Origin of the sequence: Mesobacillus jeotgali, assembly GCF_014856545.2 — a bacterium.
In the GTDB taxonomy this organism is placed as follows: Bacteria; Bacillota; Bacilli; order Bacillales; family Cytobacillaceae; genus Mesobacillus.
Window position 1 is genome coordinate 2,514,594 of the sequence record NZ_CP109811.1, and the last position, 16,079, is coordinate 2,530,672.

A 16,079-nucleotide genomic window follows, 5' to 3' on the forward strand; every position below is an offset into this window, starting at 1 on the left:
TAAAATCATAAAGGAGGGGGAATATGCGGCAATTTATTACCAGGAGAATTATTAGTGTTATCTTAACTTTATTTGTCATTATTTCGCTTACCTTTTTATTGATGTACGCAATACCCGGTGATCCTTTTACAAGTGAAAATCGTATTCCAGAGCAGGTAGTTGAAAACTTAAAAGAGCATTATGGACTTAATGATCCCTTGTTTATACAATATTTTAAATATCTAAAGGGAGCATTATTGATGGACTTTGGTCCTTCAATCAAATGGGATAACCAGACAGTTAACCAATTAATTGCTAACGGATTTCCTGTTTCGGCCATGATAGGTATTCAAGCCATTCTCATAGCTGCATTCTTTGGAATCGTTTTAGGTATTCTCGCAGCTTTTCGTCACAATAGTGCAATTGACTATTTTTCGATGATTATTGCCATACTTGGCCTTTCCGTCCCCAGCTTCATTTTTGCTACAATATTAATCAATTTTTTTGCTATAAAGCTGCAATGGTTCCCTGTCGCAACATGGGGTACATGGAAACACTCCGTTTTGCCAAGCATTGCTCTTGCGGTGACACCGATGGCCTATATTGCACGACTCACTAGATCAAGTATTTTAGAAGTACTTTCGATGGATTATATTCAAACTGCCATAGCTAAAGGAGTGACTGGTTTCAGATTAATTTTTAGACATGTACTTCGTAATGCAATGATTCCAGTTGTAACAATACTTGGTCCCATTACAGCTACAGTATTGACTGGAAGCTTTGTCATAGAACAAATCTTCGGTATTCCAGGCTTGGGGAAATATTTTGTTGAGGGCATAACTGATAGAGATTATCCATTAATTTTGGGAACGACTGTTTTTTATAGTGCTATATTAATATTCTTTATTATATTAGTCGACCTTGCATACGTCCTGATCGATCCAAGAATAAAACTTATCAAAAGGAGGGGATAGATGATGCAGCAAGTGCCAGACGATCTTTTTGTTCTAAAGAAAAAAAACAAAGAAGAAAAGGCCGATAGTAAACCTAGTGAATCATTTTGGATAGATGCAATAAGCATTCTGAGACAAAACAAGCTTGCTATGACTGGACTTGCCATTAATATTGGTTTGATTGTAATGGCAATTATAGGTCCAATGCTGGTTCCCTATTCGTATTCAGACCAAAATCTGCTAAATTCCAATCTCCCTCCATCATTTGACTATTGGTTTGGAACGGATGATTTAGGTAGAGATTTATTTTCCAGGACCTGGGTAGGAGCAAGGATTTCCCTTTTTATTGGTATAACAGCAGTAGTTTTGGATTTAATAATCGGAATTATATGGGGAGGAATCGCAGCGTATAAAGGCGGAAAAACTGATGAAGTGATGATGAGAATCGTAGATATACTTTATGGACTGCCTCATTTGCTGGTGACAATTTTATTGATGGTCGTATTAAAGCCTGGATTACTCACTATTATAATTGCCATGGCTGCAACGGGATGGATTGGAATGGCGCGTCTAGTTCGCGGTGAAATACTGAGATTGAAGGAATCTGAATTTGTATTGGCATCCCAAGTATTAGGAGGGAGTTTTTTTCGGGTCTTGTTTAAGCACCTTATTCCAAATGCTATGGGCCCTATAATAGTGAGCATGACATTATCTGTTCCTGGTGCAATTTTTGCGGAAGCCACTTTAAGCTTTCTTGGACTAGGTGTTCCTGTACCGCTTGCGAGCTGGGGAACGATGACATCAGAAGGTCTCGTCACTTTATTAACAGGTGAAATATGGAGGTTGTTTTTTCCCGCATTATTTATTTCTTTAACGATGTTTTCATTTAATGTATTGGGTGATGGTCTGAGGGATGCGCTGGATCCGAAATTCAGAAAATAACTCTTTTACTCAATGAAAGGGTGAAAAATGTGAAAAGATTACTAGAAGTTAATGACCTGCAGGTTCATTTTCATTCAAAAAAACAGAATATCTACGCTGTTCGTGGGGTTTCCTTTCATGTGAACAAGGGGGAAGTCCTCGCAATTGTCGGAGAATCCGGGTCTGGGAAATCAGTTACTGCTAAAAGTATTATGAAACTGCTTCCTGAGAAAACATGTTCCATCCCCGAGGGGTCCATTTTATTTAACGGGGATGAAATCATCACAATGAAGAAAAAACAGCTTTCCAAAATCCGTGGGGCAAAGATCGGTATGGTATTCCAGGATCCCATGACTTCCTTAAACCCGACAATGAAGGTGGGTGACCAAATTGCGGAGGGGCTAATCGTTCATAAAGGCTATAGTAAAAAGTTAGCTCATGAAAAGGCAATTGAAATCATTAGTCTAGTTGGAATCCCGGATCCTATATATTGTTGTACAACTTATCCTCATCAGCTAAGTGGAGGAATGAGGCAGCGAGTTGCCATTGCAATGGCTTTGATTTGCGAACCTGATCTGTTAATTGCTGACGAGCCAACAACAGCTCTTGACGTAACCATCCAAGCACAGATTTTGGATTTATTAAAAGACCTGCAGGAGAAAATGGGTATGGCGATCATTCTCATTACGCATGATTTAGGTGTGGTTGCAAGGTTTTCAGATAGAGTGAATATCATGTATGCCGGTAAAATAGTCGAAAGTGGAACGAAAAACGAAATTTTTTATAATCCAAAACACCCCTATACGATTGGATTGCTAGAATCAGTTCCTCATCTTGATTTAGAAAAAAACCAACAATTAACCGTGATTGAAGGGACTCCACCAGACTTGCATGATCCTCCAAAAGGTTGCGCTTTTACTTCGCGATGTCGGTTTGCAATGGAGGTATGTGATTTGTATCAACCTAATAAAACCTTCCTATCAAGTACACATCATTCTGCATGTTGGTTGATGGACCAAAGAGCGCCAAAAGTAGATGAAATTCAATTTCAGTGAGTTTATATACGATAAATATTACCAGATTCTTCGGACATTCAGCCTTAGTTCCAATAACCGTCTGGCCTACATTCCACGAGGAGGGTACAGAAACTCCATTTTTTCTACATAATTAAACATTAATATCAAAGTAGATTGAAAATGAGAGGGTTGATGATATGTTTATAAAACTGGAGAAAAGCGGAGAAATGGTTTTTGGGCTGTTAGCAGGGGAAATGTTCCTAGACGGTGAATGTGGAAGGTGGAGTGAGGGAGCTGGAGTCTTTTTATGGGAGCCATTTGGGAAAGATCCGGCAATCGCTGTATTTGAGAATAATGGTTCCTATAAATGCTATAAAGTACTAGAACAAGTAGACTTCAAGGAAATTATCCTGGCAGAAAAATAAGCGATGAAGGCGAGATTGTTTTTTAATAAAGGGTTCCGTTTTCGGGTGCTTTTTTAATAAATGATTCAAGAATTGACGTATGAAGTGGCATACGTCTTTTTCTTTATTTATCAAGGTTTCTGCGGAATTTCTTTAACTTTGACATAGCATTTGACATAAGTATTGTACAATTAATAAAGAGAGTCAAAACTTCAGTCAATTTCAGTTCCGTTTTGAGTACCAATACTATTGATCCTTCTTCAACGAAGCAGCAGTTGAACAAAAGGAAATTAAGGGGATATATTTTCCACTAAGTATAACAATATAAATAATACAATACTTGGAGGGGAAAGCTTTGCTTGCTCGTAAAAGATTATCATTTCTTACTCTTGTGTTACCCTGGCTTACTGTTCCATTCATTAGGAAAAACACTTTCATTAGATTCTTGCCAACCGCCACATTTATTGGATATATATTTGCGTTATTTAGTGAAGTTGCAAAAAAGAACAAGCTATGGAAAGTAAGAAATGGTCTTTTTAAAGATTATACTTTAGATGTCTCTTATCTTTATGGACTTTATTTGATTACGACAATTTGGATATTTAAATTAACATTTAGAAACTTCTTGAAGTATTTAGTGACAAACATTGTAGCGGATTATTTTTTCTCCTTTCACATTATAAAAATTTTTGAGAAAGTTGGAACTTTTGAATTCAAAAAAATGAAACAATAAAAATTTACTTTTTCTATCTCTGTTTTGCTTTCGGTGGTACTCTATATTTATCAAAGGATTATTGAAAAGGTAATTTTTCAAGAAAAGTTTGAAGAAGAAATAAAGTAAATTGAAAATAGCTTTACCCAACTTTAAATTATGCTAAAAAGTGTAACCTAATATAGAAAGTCAGTTATATCACTCTTTCTTTTCGATTTATGGAAAATAAGAGATGAATTATAGGGATGCTAACGCCTTTGTATTTAACGTTTTTGGTTTATATTTCAGGGGTTTTCTTTATTTATCCAATTACCAGACAGGATAATGAAATAATTTATCTATATAGTCAGACAAATAGCTTTTCATTTATATATTTATGATGTGCAGAGAATGGTATATATCTTACGCTAAGGTGTGAAGGTGTTGAAAAAGTCAAATCTGAATTATGAATATATACAAATATTTCAGAGCAAATTGGAGGAATTAGAAACCCAGTATTGGTTAGAAAACAATTTGTTTTCCTTTCAATGGTGGTTACTCTTAATAGTACTTATTCTTCCGTGGGTTATATGGTCTAGATTTGTTGAACGTAAAAGAAGGAAGGAAATACTTTTATTTGGTGCTTTATTGATTATATTAGTGGGACTATGAGATGAATTAGGTATTAGTCTTAATCTTTGGTCTTATCCGTATAAACTAACAAATTTAATTCCAAGATTAGCAGCAATAGATTATGGAATTATTATTGTTGCACATATGTTCATTTATCAATATTTTAGAGAGTGGAAATCCTTTATTATTGCCAATGTGATATTAGCAGCTATTTTTACTTTTATCGCTGAGCCAATTACAGTTTGGTTAGGGATTTATAAATTAGATAATTGGAAATATATTTATTCATTTCCAATCTATATACTTAAAACAGCATTAATAAAATGGATAGTCGATGTTCACTTAGAGAAACCATAAAGTTTTTTATAAACTGTTTTCACTTGGTGATATATGTTTTAGAATACCTTATACTTTATGGAACAATATTGTGATCAGTATTACTTAAACGAAATGGGTAGCTTTAGTTAAATAAGGCTTTGGTATTCCTAATAAAGAAACTCGCCAATTACTATGGCGAGTTTTACTTTTTTATATACCAATAACGATGCCAATACGACTGTCATTTCGGCACATATTTTTAGAAAAGCACCTCATAACGGAACCCTTTAGTTTTTTAAGCGGTCTCGCTTTTTTTGATTTCAATGCAGCAGGCAAGAAAAATGGTTAATGTAAATCTATAGTGCTTTAAGGTGATAACTGGTTTGTAGTCCAACCATTAATATCATTTGGCAAAACTCGACCAGCCAATTATATATTGGGCTTTTCTTTCAACGTTCCGGTAATGGGGAAAGAAGTTTAAACAAATCATTTAGATAAAAAAGAATAAATTCTACTAGATCTATACAATTAATATCTACTCCTTTCTCGAAATACTCATGCAGATGATAATCCGTGGATAGATACAAATGTGCAAAGAAGGATAGAGTGACGGCTAACAGGGAGGTTGATTAAGTCCCAGTAGCGGTCATCTTTTTATTATAAAAATTAAGTTATTCAGTTATTCCGAGAACAGCCTGAATAGTGAGGACAATAAATACAATACATTCATTCTCCTATATTTGATGTTCTTTATAATTTTTTCACTCTACATACTTTCTCCATGATTCGCTTTTATATTTAAAGCATAGAAACAAACATCATCACCAGAAAGGAGGGGCTAGCATGATGGGACCTGGCTTTGCAGCAGCTGGCTGCGGACCGTTTGGCTTACTTATTGGTTTGCTGTTGATTGGTCTCCTGATCTACTTCTTGAAGAGCAGGAAGAAATCAGATGGGTCGAACCTGCCTGATTCTAGTAAAGCAATGGAACAATTGAAGATGCGGCTGGCACAAGGGGACATCACCCCGGAAGAGTACCAAAAGATGAGAGACATAGTTTCAAAATAACAGTTTTCGCTTCATACTTTCTACAAATTTTTAAAAGAGAATGAAAGTATAAAGAAATGGAAAGGAGAGAAGGAAATGATGATGGGACCTGGGTATGGTTACTTTGGAGGCTTCGGGATGGGAGGTGGATCCTTGATGATGATAATAGTTTTCCTGGCAGTCGGCTATCTGCTGTATCTGGCTTTCAACCAGAATAGAAGGAGTGAACAAACGCTTCCACTCCAGGCAGTGAACAATCAAGCAATTGACCTTGCCAAGGATAGGTTGGCAAGAGGAGAAATCACTGTCGAAGAATTCGAAAAAATGAAAGCAAACCTTTTGTAAAAAGTTTTAAAAAACCTTATAAAAATAAAAAAAATAGGAGTGTTTAATATGATGAAAAAGACAATCATTACTGGAGCATTAGCAGCAGCCCTTATCGCTACAGGAGGTACAGGATTGTATATGGCATCCGCGAAGGAAAATGCAGTTAATCCTGCTGATTTTATGAAGGAGCAGGGAATTGATTTCAAGAATATGGCTAACATCATGGGTGAGGGCAACTTTGAAAATATGCAGGAGTTCATGGATGAACAGGGTGTAAATATCGATGAGATGAATCAAATGATGGAATCAGGAGATTTTGATGATATGCAAAAATTCATGGATGAGCAGAATGTCAACTTTGGACAAGTGAAGCCATATATGCAGGAAATGCATCCTGATTTGAGCACTAAAGACCTTGAGGATATGTATAAAGGGATGCATGGCACAGGTGGCGCATCTAACAGCCGGAATTTCCAGGGTATGGGGAACATGGGCTTATAAAATCTTACCGAGGGCCGGTTTTTCGGCCCTTAATACCAAAATTCAGGAGGAATGGAACAATGTTTACGCTATTGATCTTGGCAATAGGTTTTTACCTTTACAAAACAGGCGATTTACAAAAACTCTTTAGGAAGATGGGTACTCACGTTCCAGATAATAACTCAGCCAGACAAATCATTGATTTGAGGTATGCTGCAGGCAAAATTACCGAAGAAGAATACGTTAAACTGAAAAATATCATTTAATATAAAGGAGTAATGACAAATGATGAACGGTCACATGGGTTCTTTTATAAACGGATATGGATATAGCGGTCCATCCGGCTTAACCCAGTTTGGAATGATGCCATACTTTAACTCGTCTACTTTAATTTTCCTAGTTCTAATTGCAATTGGAGTATATTTTCTGATGAAGAACCAGTCTTTATCCAAGGCGAATTCAGGGAATATCCAATCAATAGAAGCAGAAGAAATGGCAAAGTTAAGATACGCAAGAGGAGAGATCACCTTAGAAGAATTCCAGCAAATTTTAAAAACGATTAAATCGTAATCGAGGTGAATGAAGTGATTACTCTTATATTAGCAGCCATAGTCTTCTATTATTTATTGAGGACAGGAGATCTGTTCAAACTGATCAAGATGACAAGGAAGCTGATTGTTGACCTTATGTACTCTTTCAAAAAGCAGAAGCAAGATTCATTACAAAAGGATGCTCCTTCCGAAGTTCTGAAAATGCGCTACGTCAAAGGCGAGATTTCTCACAGTGAATATGAAATGATTACAAAAAACCTATTCTAAAAGAAAGCTGCCAAACGGCAGCTTTCTTTTCATCAGTTTTCATGACTGTTTTTAGAAAAGCGAAACAAATCCCCAACCTGCTGTTGCAAACAGAGTGATGAGTCCTAGTGTCAGACCAATCAGTCGCCGGTTTCCCTTTTTCTGTTGATTTAAATATTCTTTGTAATCGATTTCCCCGCGAGCAAACTTGAGTCCGATTTCATCTGGCTCAATTCGGTACAGGTTACCACCCTTATCAGCCAATACGATTTTTGAAATCACTCCGTGGTTCTCAGCTGGAAAGGGTTGGCCTGCTTCAATGGCAAATCTGCCTTCCCCGATCAATTCAATATGCAACGGGCGATATATTGTGAACTGAACGATTTGTTCCGCGATATGGTATGATATTTGGTCGATATTATGATGAGAAACACACATTTTTTTCACCTCACTAAGATTATATTAAAAAAGTTCAAAAATGAAACTAAAAATCCTTATTCATTCTTTGTGCACAGTTTGCCAGTATAATGATCACTAATCCGTAATCAGAGAGGATGGTTTCATTGAAACAGAAATTAAATGAGAAAATTAAAAAAAGATACAACCGAGTTTCAAAAATTTATGACAGAATGGATAAGATGATTCGAGAAGATTGGAGAAGGGACCTACTGGCTGGCGCTTATGGTGATGTCCTGGAAGCAGGGGTAGGAACTGGGGCGAATCTATCTTCTTATTATCCAATTAGAATTCAATCCTTGATTGGAGTGGATTTCAGCAGCGATATGTTAAAGTATGCAAGACAGAAAGCTTCACTACTTAATGCTCCTTATAAAATGGAACTAATAGAGGGAGACATCCAGGAACTGCCCTTTCCGGACAACAGCTTTGATACGATCGTATCTACCTGTGTGTTTTGCTCTGTACCAGACCCGGTTGTGGGTCTAGAAGAACTGAGAAGAGTTTGCAAACCGGACGGACAGATTCTCATGCTAGAGCATATGAGAAGCGAAAACCAGGCTGCAGGACTTGTAATGGATTTCCTGAATCCAGTAACAGTGGGAATGTGGGGAGCGAATATAAACCGGGATACAATGGCAAACATTAAATCAGCAGGATTGTCAGTTGTTGGCGAAGAAAGACTAATGGGGTCAATAATGAGAAGATTGTTGCTTTCTCCAAATAAATAGATTTATTTAACAAAAAACGGTTCAAGAACAGAACCGTTTTTTTGTTTGGTGTTTATAATTATTTTGACTTATTCCTGAATTAACTATTTGTGCTACGAAAGCAAAATTCTCCAGTAAATAGGATAGGCTATCTCTGCTCTAAGATAAGCATAGTCCAGAACATGACGGTAGAATTGACATTTCTGTGTCTGTCGAGGTTGTGTCTGAAGTATTATTCCTTTTAAAAGTGCATTAGTGTTTTACCATTGAGCTTTAATCAAATTTTCTTAAGGTGATTTTGTTGTTGGAGCTTACCTCCATTTCTAGGAAATTTTCCCCTTCCCAGTTTAGCAATTTACGTAGTTCACAAGGTATCGTTAAGTTACTATTATTTAGTGTTGCCTGATTTAAGTATTTATCTTCGTGGTCTTTCTCAATAATAATAGTATCTTTTTCGTTATAAATATAAAGCAATTGACCATCTTCAATTCCCAGCTCTTGTGTCACTTTCTTCGGTATGATGATTTGGCCATTATTATAAAGTTTCCTGATTAGCATGACTTCTCACTCCAATTAAGGATTTCCACTTTGTGTTTTTAACAAAGTTTTATTAACCTATGGTATCGAATAAATGAGTAGAAAGTATGCAGGGGTTGAGTATATAAAAAAACTCCGGAATGTATAGGAAAAGTTTAATCCAAGTTGAGATGAATGATTAAATATCCATAGTTATTGCACAAAGATCCTCTAACATGTAGGTGGTTACTTCTTAACCCCCTCGAAGAAACAGTCCGCATACAGCCGTTTCTTCATTTATAAACAGCTAGTCACTATTCTATCTTTCCAGCTAATGCCGAATAAGGGAAAATCAATGTTCTTTGTTCCCCTCCATACAAAATCCATAAATACAAGGTATGATGACAGAGAATGACATAGAAGAGGTGAAATAGATGGGAAACTTTGAACCAATTAATCGAATAGCATTGGAATTAGGCCCTATCACTATTTATTGGTACGGCATAATTATCGGCTTTGGGATTTTCTTAGGATGGTTACTCGCTACAAAAGAAGCAAAAAGAAGAGGGTTGCACCAGGATGTCTTTTCAGATTTGCTTCTTTGGGCGATTCCAATTTCTCTCCTTAGTGCTCGGTTATATTACGTATTATTCAAACTAGATTACTATTTGGATAATCCAGGACAGATTCTAGCAATCTGGGAAGGCGGCATCGCCATCCATGGAGGATTGATCGGTGCGGTAGCAACATCGATAGTGTACGCACGAAAAAAAGAAATTTCTTTCTGGCAGCTCGCTGACATAGCTGCTCCTAGCATTATTCTCGGGCAGGCCATTGGTCGATGGGGAAACTTCATGAACCAGGAAGCGCATGGAACAGAGGTGACAAGAACCTTTCTTGAAGATTTAATGCTTCCAGACTGGATTATTAATCAGATGTATATAGATGGAGCGTATTACCACCCAACCTTTTTGTATGAATCATTATGGAATCTTTCAGGTTTTTTTGTACTCCTTGCCATCAGAAAGTTGGGAGTCAAGCGGGGAGAAGTTTTCCTTTCTTATCTCATTTGGTATTCAGTAGGCAGGTTTTTTGTGGAGGGATTGAGGACAGACAGTCTAATGGTAACTGATGAACTAAGAATTGCACAGGTCATTTCCCTGGCTTTAATTGGTCTTTCTTTGTTCCTCATCTGGTATCGAAGGCAAAAGCGATTGGCAAACCGGTTTTACAAAGAAGGTATAAATGACAAATAACTTTCCCATTTAACCTCGACCTTCTAAGAAGATCCGAGGTTTTGTATATTGTTATTTATTCTTTTTATACTGTCAGCCTATAAAAAGGTAATTTACCAAGGGAATGTAGACTTCCGTTCGATATCATTTCAAATTAGCTGAATTCAATTCACTAACATTACTTTTTTAGCTTTGATTACTCGATATCCTAGTTGTTCCGCGAACTTAACCATCAATTTATTATGATAATCCAGGGTCTCATCCTCTATTTGGACACTTCTCCAACTATCCTCCAAAAGAAATTCATCATTTAGCATAATCTCCAATTCCTCATGAATTGAACGACTTTTTATAATTTCTAGCTGCTCAAACCCACAGTTTTTAATTAAGGGAATCCATTCCATCTCAGTTGGCAATAATGAACAGCCATAAAAACTTTTAATGATTAATTCATCGGTTTCATTTATATTGCTTACCTTGTTAATTTTGGGAAGCTTACGATTTTCCTACCCTCGATTTTAGGTTAGCGGGAGAATGGTCTCTTTACACAACATCTGAAAAAGCACAGTAACCCTTGAGATTAACTGCGCCTTATTCAAGACCGAATTTTATTCCACTTTAAATTGGCCCATCATACCTGCATCTTCATGTTCAAGGATATGACAGTGGTACATGAAGATTCCAGGATACTTGAAAGTAGCAATCGCCCTGACCTTCTCCCCTGGATACACTAGGATAGTGTCCTTCCAGCCGAATTCATTTGCTGGAGGCTGTTTGCCGTCTCGGTCAAGAATTTGGAATTGTACTCCATGAGCATGGAATGGATGGGCCATTCCCCCCATCATCCCAGTACTTTCATTGGAGATTTCCCAGATTTCTGTAGTATTTAAGGTTAAATATTCATCCATCCGGTCCATATCCATTTGTTTGCCATTTATATTGACATTGCTTCCCATTCCTTGGAAAATAAATTTTCTAGTTTTTACTACCTTTGATGAATCTATTCTTTCAATTATTGCAAGTTGGTTTGGTATATTAAAGTCTTTTTGTTTTTTACCAGTTACCATAAATTTCATGAATTCAGTACCTTGATTTGTTAGTTCGACCGTATCGCCATCTTTAAACATTGAGAAATCCACTATGATTTCAGCTCTTTCCCCTGGGCTGAGCACTAGTTTTGTCATCTCAACAGGCTGTTCAAGCAACCCCCCATCGCTAGCTACTTGATAGAAGTTTTGGTTATTGCTAAAAAGCAATTCATAAATCCTGGCATTTGATCCGTTCAGCAAACGAAAGCGCATTTTGCCTCTTGGTACCTCAAGATAAGGGTTAACAGCTCCGTTAACAAGAATTGTTCCTCCCTGAAGGCCCATCATAACGTCATGCATGCCCAGTCTATATTCAAACCTTCCATTTGCGTCCAGCTTCTTATCCTGGATCACAAGCGGAATGTCGTTGACGCCATACTCATTTGGGAGGTTCAGATTATCTGAAACATCATCATCTACATAAAACAAACCAGCGAGTCCTTTATAAACTTGCTCTCCAGTTTTATGGAGCAAGTGCGGATGAAACCATAATGTTGAAGCAGGCTGTGTGACCGTAAACTTTGGATTCCAGGTTTCTCCTGGCCTAATCCGTGAGTGAGGACCACCATCGTTTTCCCCGTCTACTTCAAGCCCGTGCCAGTGGACTGTTGTCTCTTCATTCAGGTTGTTTTTGACTTTTATCGAAACCTCATCACCTTTTCTGACTCTAATGACAGGGCCGAGATAATTTCCATTGTAACCATAAGTGTCTGTTTCTTTCCCCTCGATAAATTCTGTTTTAGCTATTTGAGCTGAAAGCTGAAACTCAGCTTTACTTGGGATCGAACTCATATTTTTAAGGAGCGGAGGAACAGGTAAAGGAGTGCCGCCGCTGAATGGAACTCCACTACTATCATTTCCATTCATCATTTCATTGTTATTAAAAATTTTATTTACTCCAACAGGAACAAGAGAAATAGCTGCTAATCCTGCGGCTCCCTTTAAGGAATAAGAGAGAAATTTTCTTCTATTGTATTTATCCATTAAAGCTGTACCTCCTTATCAAATTCCACTGAATTTTAAATCGGTGGGGGGTATTTTTGTATTTTAATATGAATATATGCAAAAAGTATGTAGAGTTAATTACTATGTATTCTGATAATTGATCACTCCGGTTTTTCGCAGGGTAACTGTGGTGAACTGCTTTTTTGTTTTCTACATATTTTCTACATGATTTGCTTTTATATTTTATGCATAGAAACAAACAACTCATCATGAAAGGAAGGAGGGATTCCGATGTGGGGACCGGGTTTTGCATCTGCTGGCTGCGGACCGATTGTGGTTTATCGGTTTGCTGCTGGCTGGCTTCCTGAGCTACTTGCTGATGATAAACAAGAAGGGACCGGATCAGACAATTCGTTCTGATTCCAGTGAAGCGATGGAACAATTGAAAACGAGGCTTGCACAAGGGGAAATCACCCTGGAAGAGTACCAGAAAATGAAGGAAACACTCTTAAAATAATCGCTTTACCTCCATACTTCTACATCTTTCTGATAGAGAATGAAAGTATAAAGAAATGGAAAGGAGAGAAGGAAATGATGATGGGACCAGGTTACTTTGGAGGCTTTGGGATGGGAGGTGGATCACTGATGATGCTAGTTGTGTTCCTGGCAATCGGCTATCTATTATATCTTGCATTCAACCAGAACAGAGGAAACAGCCAAACGCTTAGCCGTCAGTCGATGAGCAGTGAAGCACTTGAGCTCGCCAAGGGCAAATTGGCCCGAGGTGAAATCACTGTCGAGGAATTCGAACAAATTAAAACAAACTTACTATAAAAACGTTAAATAAGGAGTGTTTTTACAATGATGAAAAAGACAATCATTACCGGAGCATTGGCAGCTGCCCTGATCGCGACGGGAGGCACGGGGCTTTATATGGCATCAGCGAAGGAAAACCCTGCAGGGCCTTTCGTTTATATGAAGCAGCAAGGAATTAATTTTAGCAATATGTCCAGCATCATGGGTGAGGGCAACTTTGAAGACATGCAGAAGTTCATGGGAGAACAGGGTGTCGATCTTGAAGAAATGAACCAGATGATGGAATCTGGGAATTTTGAGGATATGCAAAAATACATGGATGAGCAGAATATCAACTTTGGGCAGATGAGGCCATATATGCAGGAAATGCACCCGGAATTGAGCAATCAGGATATCGAGGAAATGTATAAAGGCATGCATGGGACAGGAGGAGCGGCCAATAGCCGGAATTTCCAGGGCATGGGAACTACAGGACTATAAACATACAGGCCGGTCTGATCCGGCCTCCAATTAAAAAATTTGAGGGAGGAGGAATGGAACGATGTTTGCGCTATTGCTCCTGGCAATCGGTTTTTACCTGTACAAGACAGGCGATTTGCAAAAATTCTTTGGAAAATCGGATTCGCAGTATACAGGAGATGATCAAGCAAGAAAGATTATTGATCTAAGGTATGCTGCCGGAAAAATTTCTGAAGAAGAGTATGCTAAACTGAAAAACCTAATTTAATAATAGTAGGAAGGAGTAGATGATCATGATGGGCGGACATATGGGTTCTTTTGTAAATGGTTATGGGTTCAATGGTCATTCCGGCTACAGTCAGTTTGGAATGATGCCATATTTCAACTTCACGACACTGATTTTCCTTTCGCTGATTGCAGTTGGAGTCTATCTTTTTTTCAAAAACCGGACAGCCACCAATCCAAATCCGGGGAATACCCAGGCAATTGAAGCGGAAGAAATGGCAAAGCTGAGATACGCCAGAGGGGAAATCACCTTTGAGGAATTCCAGCAAATATTGAGAACCATCCGATCCTGATAGAGACGATATGAAGCGATAAACCTTGTATTAATGGCCATAATACTTGTTATATTTCAAGAGGTAGAATGATTGTCAGAAAGAATGGATTCTCCTGATAAATAGTCTTTTCAAAATAAAAAACGGTTTAAATCTGAACCGTTTTTTTGTATGGTGAGTTTTATTCTGGCTTCTTTCCTGCGCTGTCATCCGGTGTAAAGGATGGATTGAATCCTTCATATTTAAAAGATTGATCATTCCTGAAGAAGCATGGTGAAGGTCGTGGCAGTGGAACAGCCAGTTTCCGGGATTGTCGGCTGCAAATGCTACTACATATTCATCACCCGGTTTAAGATTGAATGTATCCTTGATAATCGGCGAAGCCTCCACTGGTTTTTCATTTTTGCTTAATACCTGGAAAAAATGGCCGTGCAGGTACATTGGATGGTCATTCATCAATGAGTTGTTGACTAGTTTAACCAGTACTTTATCGCCTTTTTTCACGTTGATGTTGTCAGTAATAGGGAATGATTTGCCGTTGAGGGTAAAAACCATTCCCTCAGTGTTCAAATCCATGGTGTACTCAAGGTCGTACTTCTGGTAGTGTGAACTTGCTTTTTGCTTCGGTTCCGTACACCGGAAGATTTCCTGCTGGTCTGATTTAGTAACGAAACTAAAACTAAAATGGTTAGTGATTTATGACATAGAAAAAGTGGTTGATGGCATCGTCTTAAAACACTACTTAATAACGAATAATTAAGTAATCAACTTTCAATTCTACGATTAACTTTATACCCATACGGGATTAGTTAGAGTAGATCAGGAAAGGAGTGTAGTGTAGTTTATGATGAATGGTGGCGGACCCGGTAATGGGATGGGAACAGGATTTTTTGGTCCAGGAATAATGGGAATACTGCTGGTTATTATAGTCATTGCGGTTATTGCTGTGGCCATTGTGTTTTTTAAGAACAAGTCAAATCATAATACAGCCAACACTGACGGCAATAACTCACTGGGGACATTGAAAGAAAGACTTGCGAGAGGAGAAATTTCAGAAGAAGAGTACGATCGTTTAAAACAAAAATTAGAGCAGTAACAGATTTCTTGGATGGTGCGTCTTAGGATCCTCTCCTCACCGTCTCACACCTGAAGGCTACCCTCTGAACGAAAAGCAACAAGCACGGAAATATACTGTCTTAAGCGGCACGAGCCGCTTTTTTTATTTTTAATCTTTACCAATACTCATCAGTGGAAAATTCCTCAGTCTCAACAAAATCTCCATACCTTTTATTTATAATGATATTTAATTTACAGTAGGAGGGGACGGCATGTTGTATAACAAAGAAATAGTAAATCGACTTAAGAGAATTGAGGGCCAAATCAGGGGGATTAGTAAAATGATGGAAGCAGAAAAAGCATGTGCTGATGTTGTGAACCAATTGTCCTCTATTCGAAGTTCCACAGGTAGAGCAATAGCCTATATTGTCGCAAACGAACTCCAAAATTCTCTCACAAATGACAAAAACTCCATAAAGGAAGAGTATAGTGCAGTAGATGATGCTGTAAATATGTTAGTAAAAAGTTCATAGATTTCTGCACAATTGGAAATCAATCAGTGAAATGATAAACTTACACTCCTTTTGTCAGGGGTGCATTCGCTTAGATAAAGACGACATTAGTATAAATTTCTCAGTCATAATCTTTGTGAAATTATTTGGTATTGTTTGTGAT

General features: G+C 37.7%; 24 protein-coding genes and 1 pseudogene. 21 read left to right on the top strand and 4 right to left on the bottom strand.

The genetic code is table 11. The annotated features are described in order from the left end of the window. Window positions 1-23: 23 nt before the first annotated feature. The 12 genes from FOF60_RS12795 to FOF60_RS12845 all read left to right on the top strand — a co-directional run bounded on the left by FOF60_RS12795 (window position 24) and on the right by FOF60_RS12845 (window position 7,587). Window positions 24-953, top strand: coding sequence for an ABC transporter permease (locus FOF60_RS12795; RefSeq protein WP_192472111.1), 930 nt, complete (start codon window positions 24-26; stop codon window positions 951-953). A 3-nt stretch (window positions 954-956) separates the two neighbouring features. Next, entirely contained in the window at window positions 957-1,874 is a 918-nt protein-coding gene (locus FOF60_RS12800; protein ID WP_192472140.1) for an ABC transporter permease, read from the top strand. A 29-nt stretch (window positions 1,875-1,903) separates the two neighbouring features. Further along, window positions 1,904-2,908, top strand: coding sequence for an ABC transporter ATP-binding protein (locus tag FOF60_RS12805; protein WP_192472112.1), 1,005 nt, complete (start codon window positions 1,904-1,906; stop codon window positions 2,906-2,908). Window positions 2,909-3,066: 158 nt separating this feature from the next. Beyond that, window positions 3,067-3,294 carry a hypothetical protein gene (locus FOF60_RS12810; protein ID WP_192472113.1) on the top strand — a complete coding sequence of 76 codons (228 nt, stop codon included), beginning with the start codon at window positions 3,067-3,069 and terminating at the stop codon, window positions 3,292-3,294. A gap of 334 nt (window positions 3,295-3,628) precedes the next feature. Further along, window positions 3,629-4,006 (top strand): hypothetical protein, encoded by a 378-nt coding sequence (locus tag FOF60_RS12815; RefSeq protein WP_264647554.1) that lies wholly within the window; start codon window positions 3,629-3,631, stop codon window positions 4,004-4,006. Window positions 4,007-4,648: 642 nt separating this feature from the next. Next, window positions 4,649-4,954, top strand: a complete 306-nt coding sequence (locus FOF60_RS24570; RefSeq protein WP_413632895.1) for a CBO0543 family protein — start codon at window positions 4,649-4,651, stop codon at window positions 4,952-4,954. Window positions 4,955-5,758: 804 nt separating this feature from the next. Continuing rightward, entirely contained in the window at window positions 5,759-5,983 is a 225-nt protein-coding gene (locus FOF60_RS12820; RefSeq protein ID WP_192472115.1) for an SHOCT domain-containing protein, read from the top strand. 75 nt (window positions 5,984-6,058) lie between these two features. After that, window positions 6,059-6,307, top strand: a complete 249-nt coding sequence (locus tag FOF60_RS12825) for an SHOCT domain-containing protein (RefSeq protein WP_225650195.1) — start codon at window positions 6,059-6,061, stop codon at window positions 6,305-6,307. Window positions 6,308-6,355: 48 nt separating this feature from the next. Beyond that, entirely contained in the window at window positions 6,356-6,790 is a 435-nt protein-coding gene (locus tag FOF60_RS12830) for a hypothetical protein (protein WP_225650197.1), read from the top strand. Between the two features lie 59 nt (window positions 6,791-6,849). Beyond that, window positions 6,850-7,035 carry an SHOCT domain-containing protein gene (locus FOF60_RS12835; RefSeq protein WP_192472116.1) on the top strand — a complete coding sequence of 62 codons (186 nt, stop codon included), beginning with the start codon at window positions 6,850-6,852 and terminating at the stop codon, window positions 7,033-7,035. Between the two features lie 19 nt (window positions 7,036-7,054). Next, the gene (locus FOF60_RS12840; RefSeq protein ID WP_225650198.1) at window positions 7,055-7,339 is read left to right on the top strand and encodes an SHOCT domain-containing protein; all 285 of its coding nucleotides are present in this window, start codon (window positions 7,055-7,057) and stop codon (window positions 7,337-7,339) included. A 14-nt stretch (window positions 7,340-7,353) separates the two neighbouring features. Further along, window positions 7,354-7,587: an SHOCT domain-containing protein gene (locus tag FOF60_RS12845; protein ID WP_192472117.1), complete on the top strand. Its 234-nt coding sequence runs from the start codon at window positions 7,354-7,356 to the stop codon at window positions 7,585-7,587. 51 nt (window positions 7,588-7,638) lie between these two features. On the opposite strand, the gene FOF60_RS12850 is transcribed toward FOF60_RS12845, so the two are convergent. Beyond that, window positions 7,639-8,004: a hypothetical protein gene (locus FOF60_RS12850; protein WP_192472118.1), complete on the bottom strand. Its 366-nt coding sequence runs from the start codon at window positions 8,002-8,004 to the stop codon at window positions 7,639-7,641. A gap of 125 nt (window positions 8,005-8,129) precedes the next feature. Here FOF60_RS12850 and FOF60_RS12855 point away from each other — a divergent pair, with 125 nt between their 5' ends. Further along, complete coding sequence (locus FOF60_RS12855; protein ID WP_225650200.1) at window positions 8,130-8,753, top strand: class I SAM-dependent methyltransferase; 624 nt, start codon at window positions 8,130-8,132, stop codon at window positions 8,751-8,753. Between the two features lie 252 nt (window positions 8,754-9,005). Here the strand turns inward: FOF60_RS12855 and FOF60_RS12860 are convergent, their stop codons facing one another. After that, complete coding sequence (locus FOF60_RS12860) at window positions 9,006-9,290, bottom strand: AbrB/MazE/SpoVT family DNA-binding domain-containing protein (RefSeq protein WP_192472120.1); 285 nt, start codon at window positions 9,288-9,290, stop codon at window positions 9,006-9,008. A 392-nt stretch (window positions 9,291-9,682) separates the two neighbouring features. Here FOF60_RS12860 and lgt point away from each other — a divergent pair, with 392 nt between their 5' ends. Then, window positions 9,683-10,504, top strand: a complete 822-nt coding sequence (lgt, locus tag FOF60_RS12865; RefSeq protein ID WP_192472121.1) for a prolipoprotein diacylglyceryl transferase — start codon at window positions 9,683-9,685, stop codon at window positions 10,502-10,504. 587 nt (window positions 10,505-11,091) lie between these two features. Here lgt and FOF60_RS12870 read toward each other — a convergent pair. After that, window positions 11,092-12,555: a multicopper oxidase family protein gene (locus FOF60_RS12870; protein WP_225650202.1), complete on the bottom strand. Its 1,464-nt coding sequence runs from the start codon at window positions 12,553-12,555 to the stop codon at window positions 11,092-11,094. 268 nt (window positions 12,556-12,823) lie between these two features. Between FOF60_RS12870 and FOF60_RS12875 the strand changes: the two genes are divergently transcribed. The 5 genes from FOF60_RS12875 to FOF60_RS12895 all read left to right on the top strand — a co-directional run bounded on the left by FOF60_RS12875 (window position 12,824) and on the right by FOF60_RS12895 (window position 14,369). Then, on the top strand, window positions 12,824-13,033 hold the full coding sequence (locus FOF60_RS12875) for an SHOCT domain-containing protein (RefSeq protein WP_192472122.1): 210 nt from the start codon (window positions 12,824-12,826) through the stop codon (window positions 13,031-13,033). A 74-nt stretch (window positions 13,034-13,107) separates the two neighbouring features. Beyond that, window positions 13,108-13,350, top strand: coding sequence for an SHOCT domain-containing protein (locus FOF60_RS12880; protein ID WP_214705864.1), 243 nt, complete (start codon window positions 13,108-13,110; stop codon window positions 13,348-13,350). 27 nt (window positions 13,351-13,377) lie between these two features. Then, entirely contained in the window at window positions 13,378-13,812 is a 435-nt protein-coding gene (locus FOF60_RS12885; protein ID WP_225650204.1) for a hypothetical protein, read from the top strand. Between the two features lie 61 nt (window positions 13,813-13,873). After that, window positions 13,874-14,059, top strand: a complete 186-nt coding sequence (locus FOF60_RS12890) for an SHOCT domain-containing protein (protein ID WP_192472123.1) — start codon at window positions 13,874-13,876, stop codon at window positions 14,057-14,059. A gap of 25 nt (window positions 14,060-14,084) precedes the next feature. Beyond that, window positions 14,085-14,369, top strand: coding sequence for an SHOCT domain-containing protein (locus FOF60_RS12895; protein WP_192472124.1), 285 nt, complete (start codon window positions 14,085-14,087; stop codon window positions 14,367-14,369). A 160-nt stretch (window positions 14,370-14,529) separates the two neighbouring features. On the opposite strand, the pseudogene FOF60_RS12900 reads toward FOF60_RS12895, so the two are convergent. Then, window positions 14,530-15,003 (bottom strand): annotated as a pseudogene (locus FOF60_RS12900) (multicopper oxidase domain-containing protein); the annotation flags it as partial. Window positions 15,004-15,192: 189 nt separating this feature from the next. Here FOF60_RS12900 and FOF60_RS12905 point away from each other — a divergent pair. Together FOF60_RS12905 and FOF60_RS12910 are read left to right on the top strand one after the other, a co-directional pair. Further along, window positions 15,193-15,444: an SHOCT domain-containing protein gene (locus tag FOF60_RS12905; RefSeq protein WP_192472125.1), complete on the top strand. Its 252-nt coding sequence runs from the start codon at window positions 15,193-15,195 to the stop codon at window positions 15,442-15,444. 232 nt (window positions 15,445-15,676) lie between these two features. Next, entirely contained in the window at window positions 15,677-15,937 is a 261-nt protein-coding gene (locus FOF60_RS12910; protein ID WP_192472126.1) for a metal-sensing transcriptional repressor, read from the top strand. Window positions 15,938-16,079 lie beyond the last annotated feature (142 nt).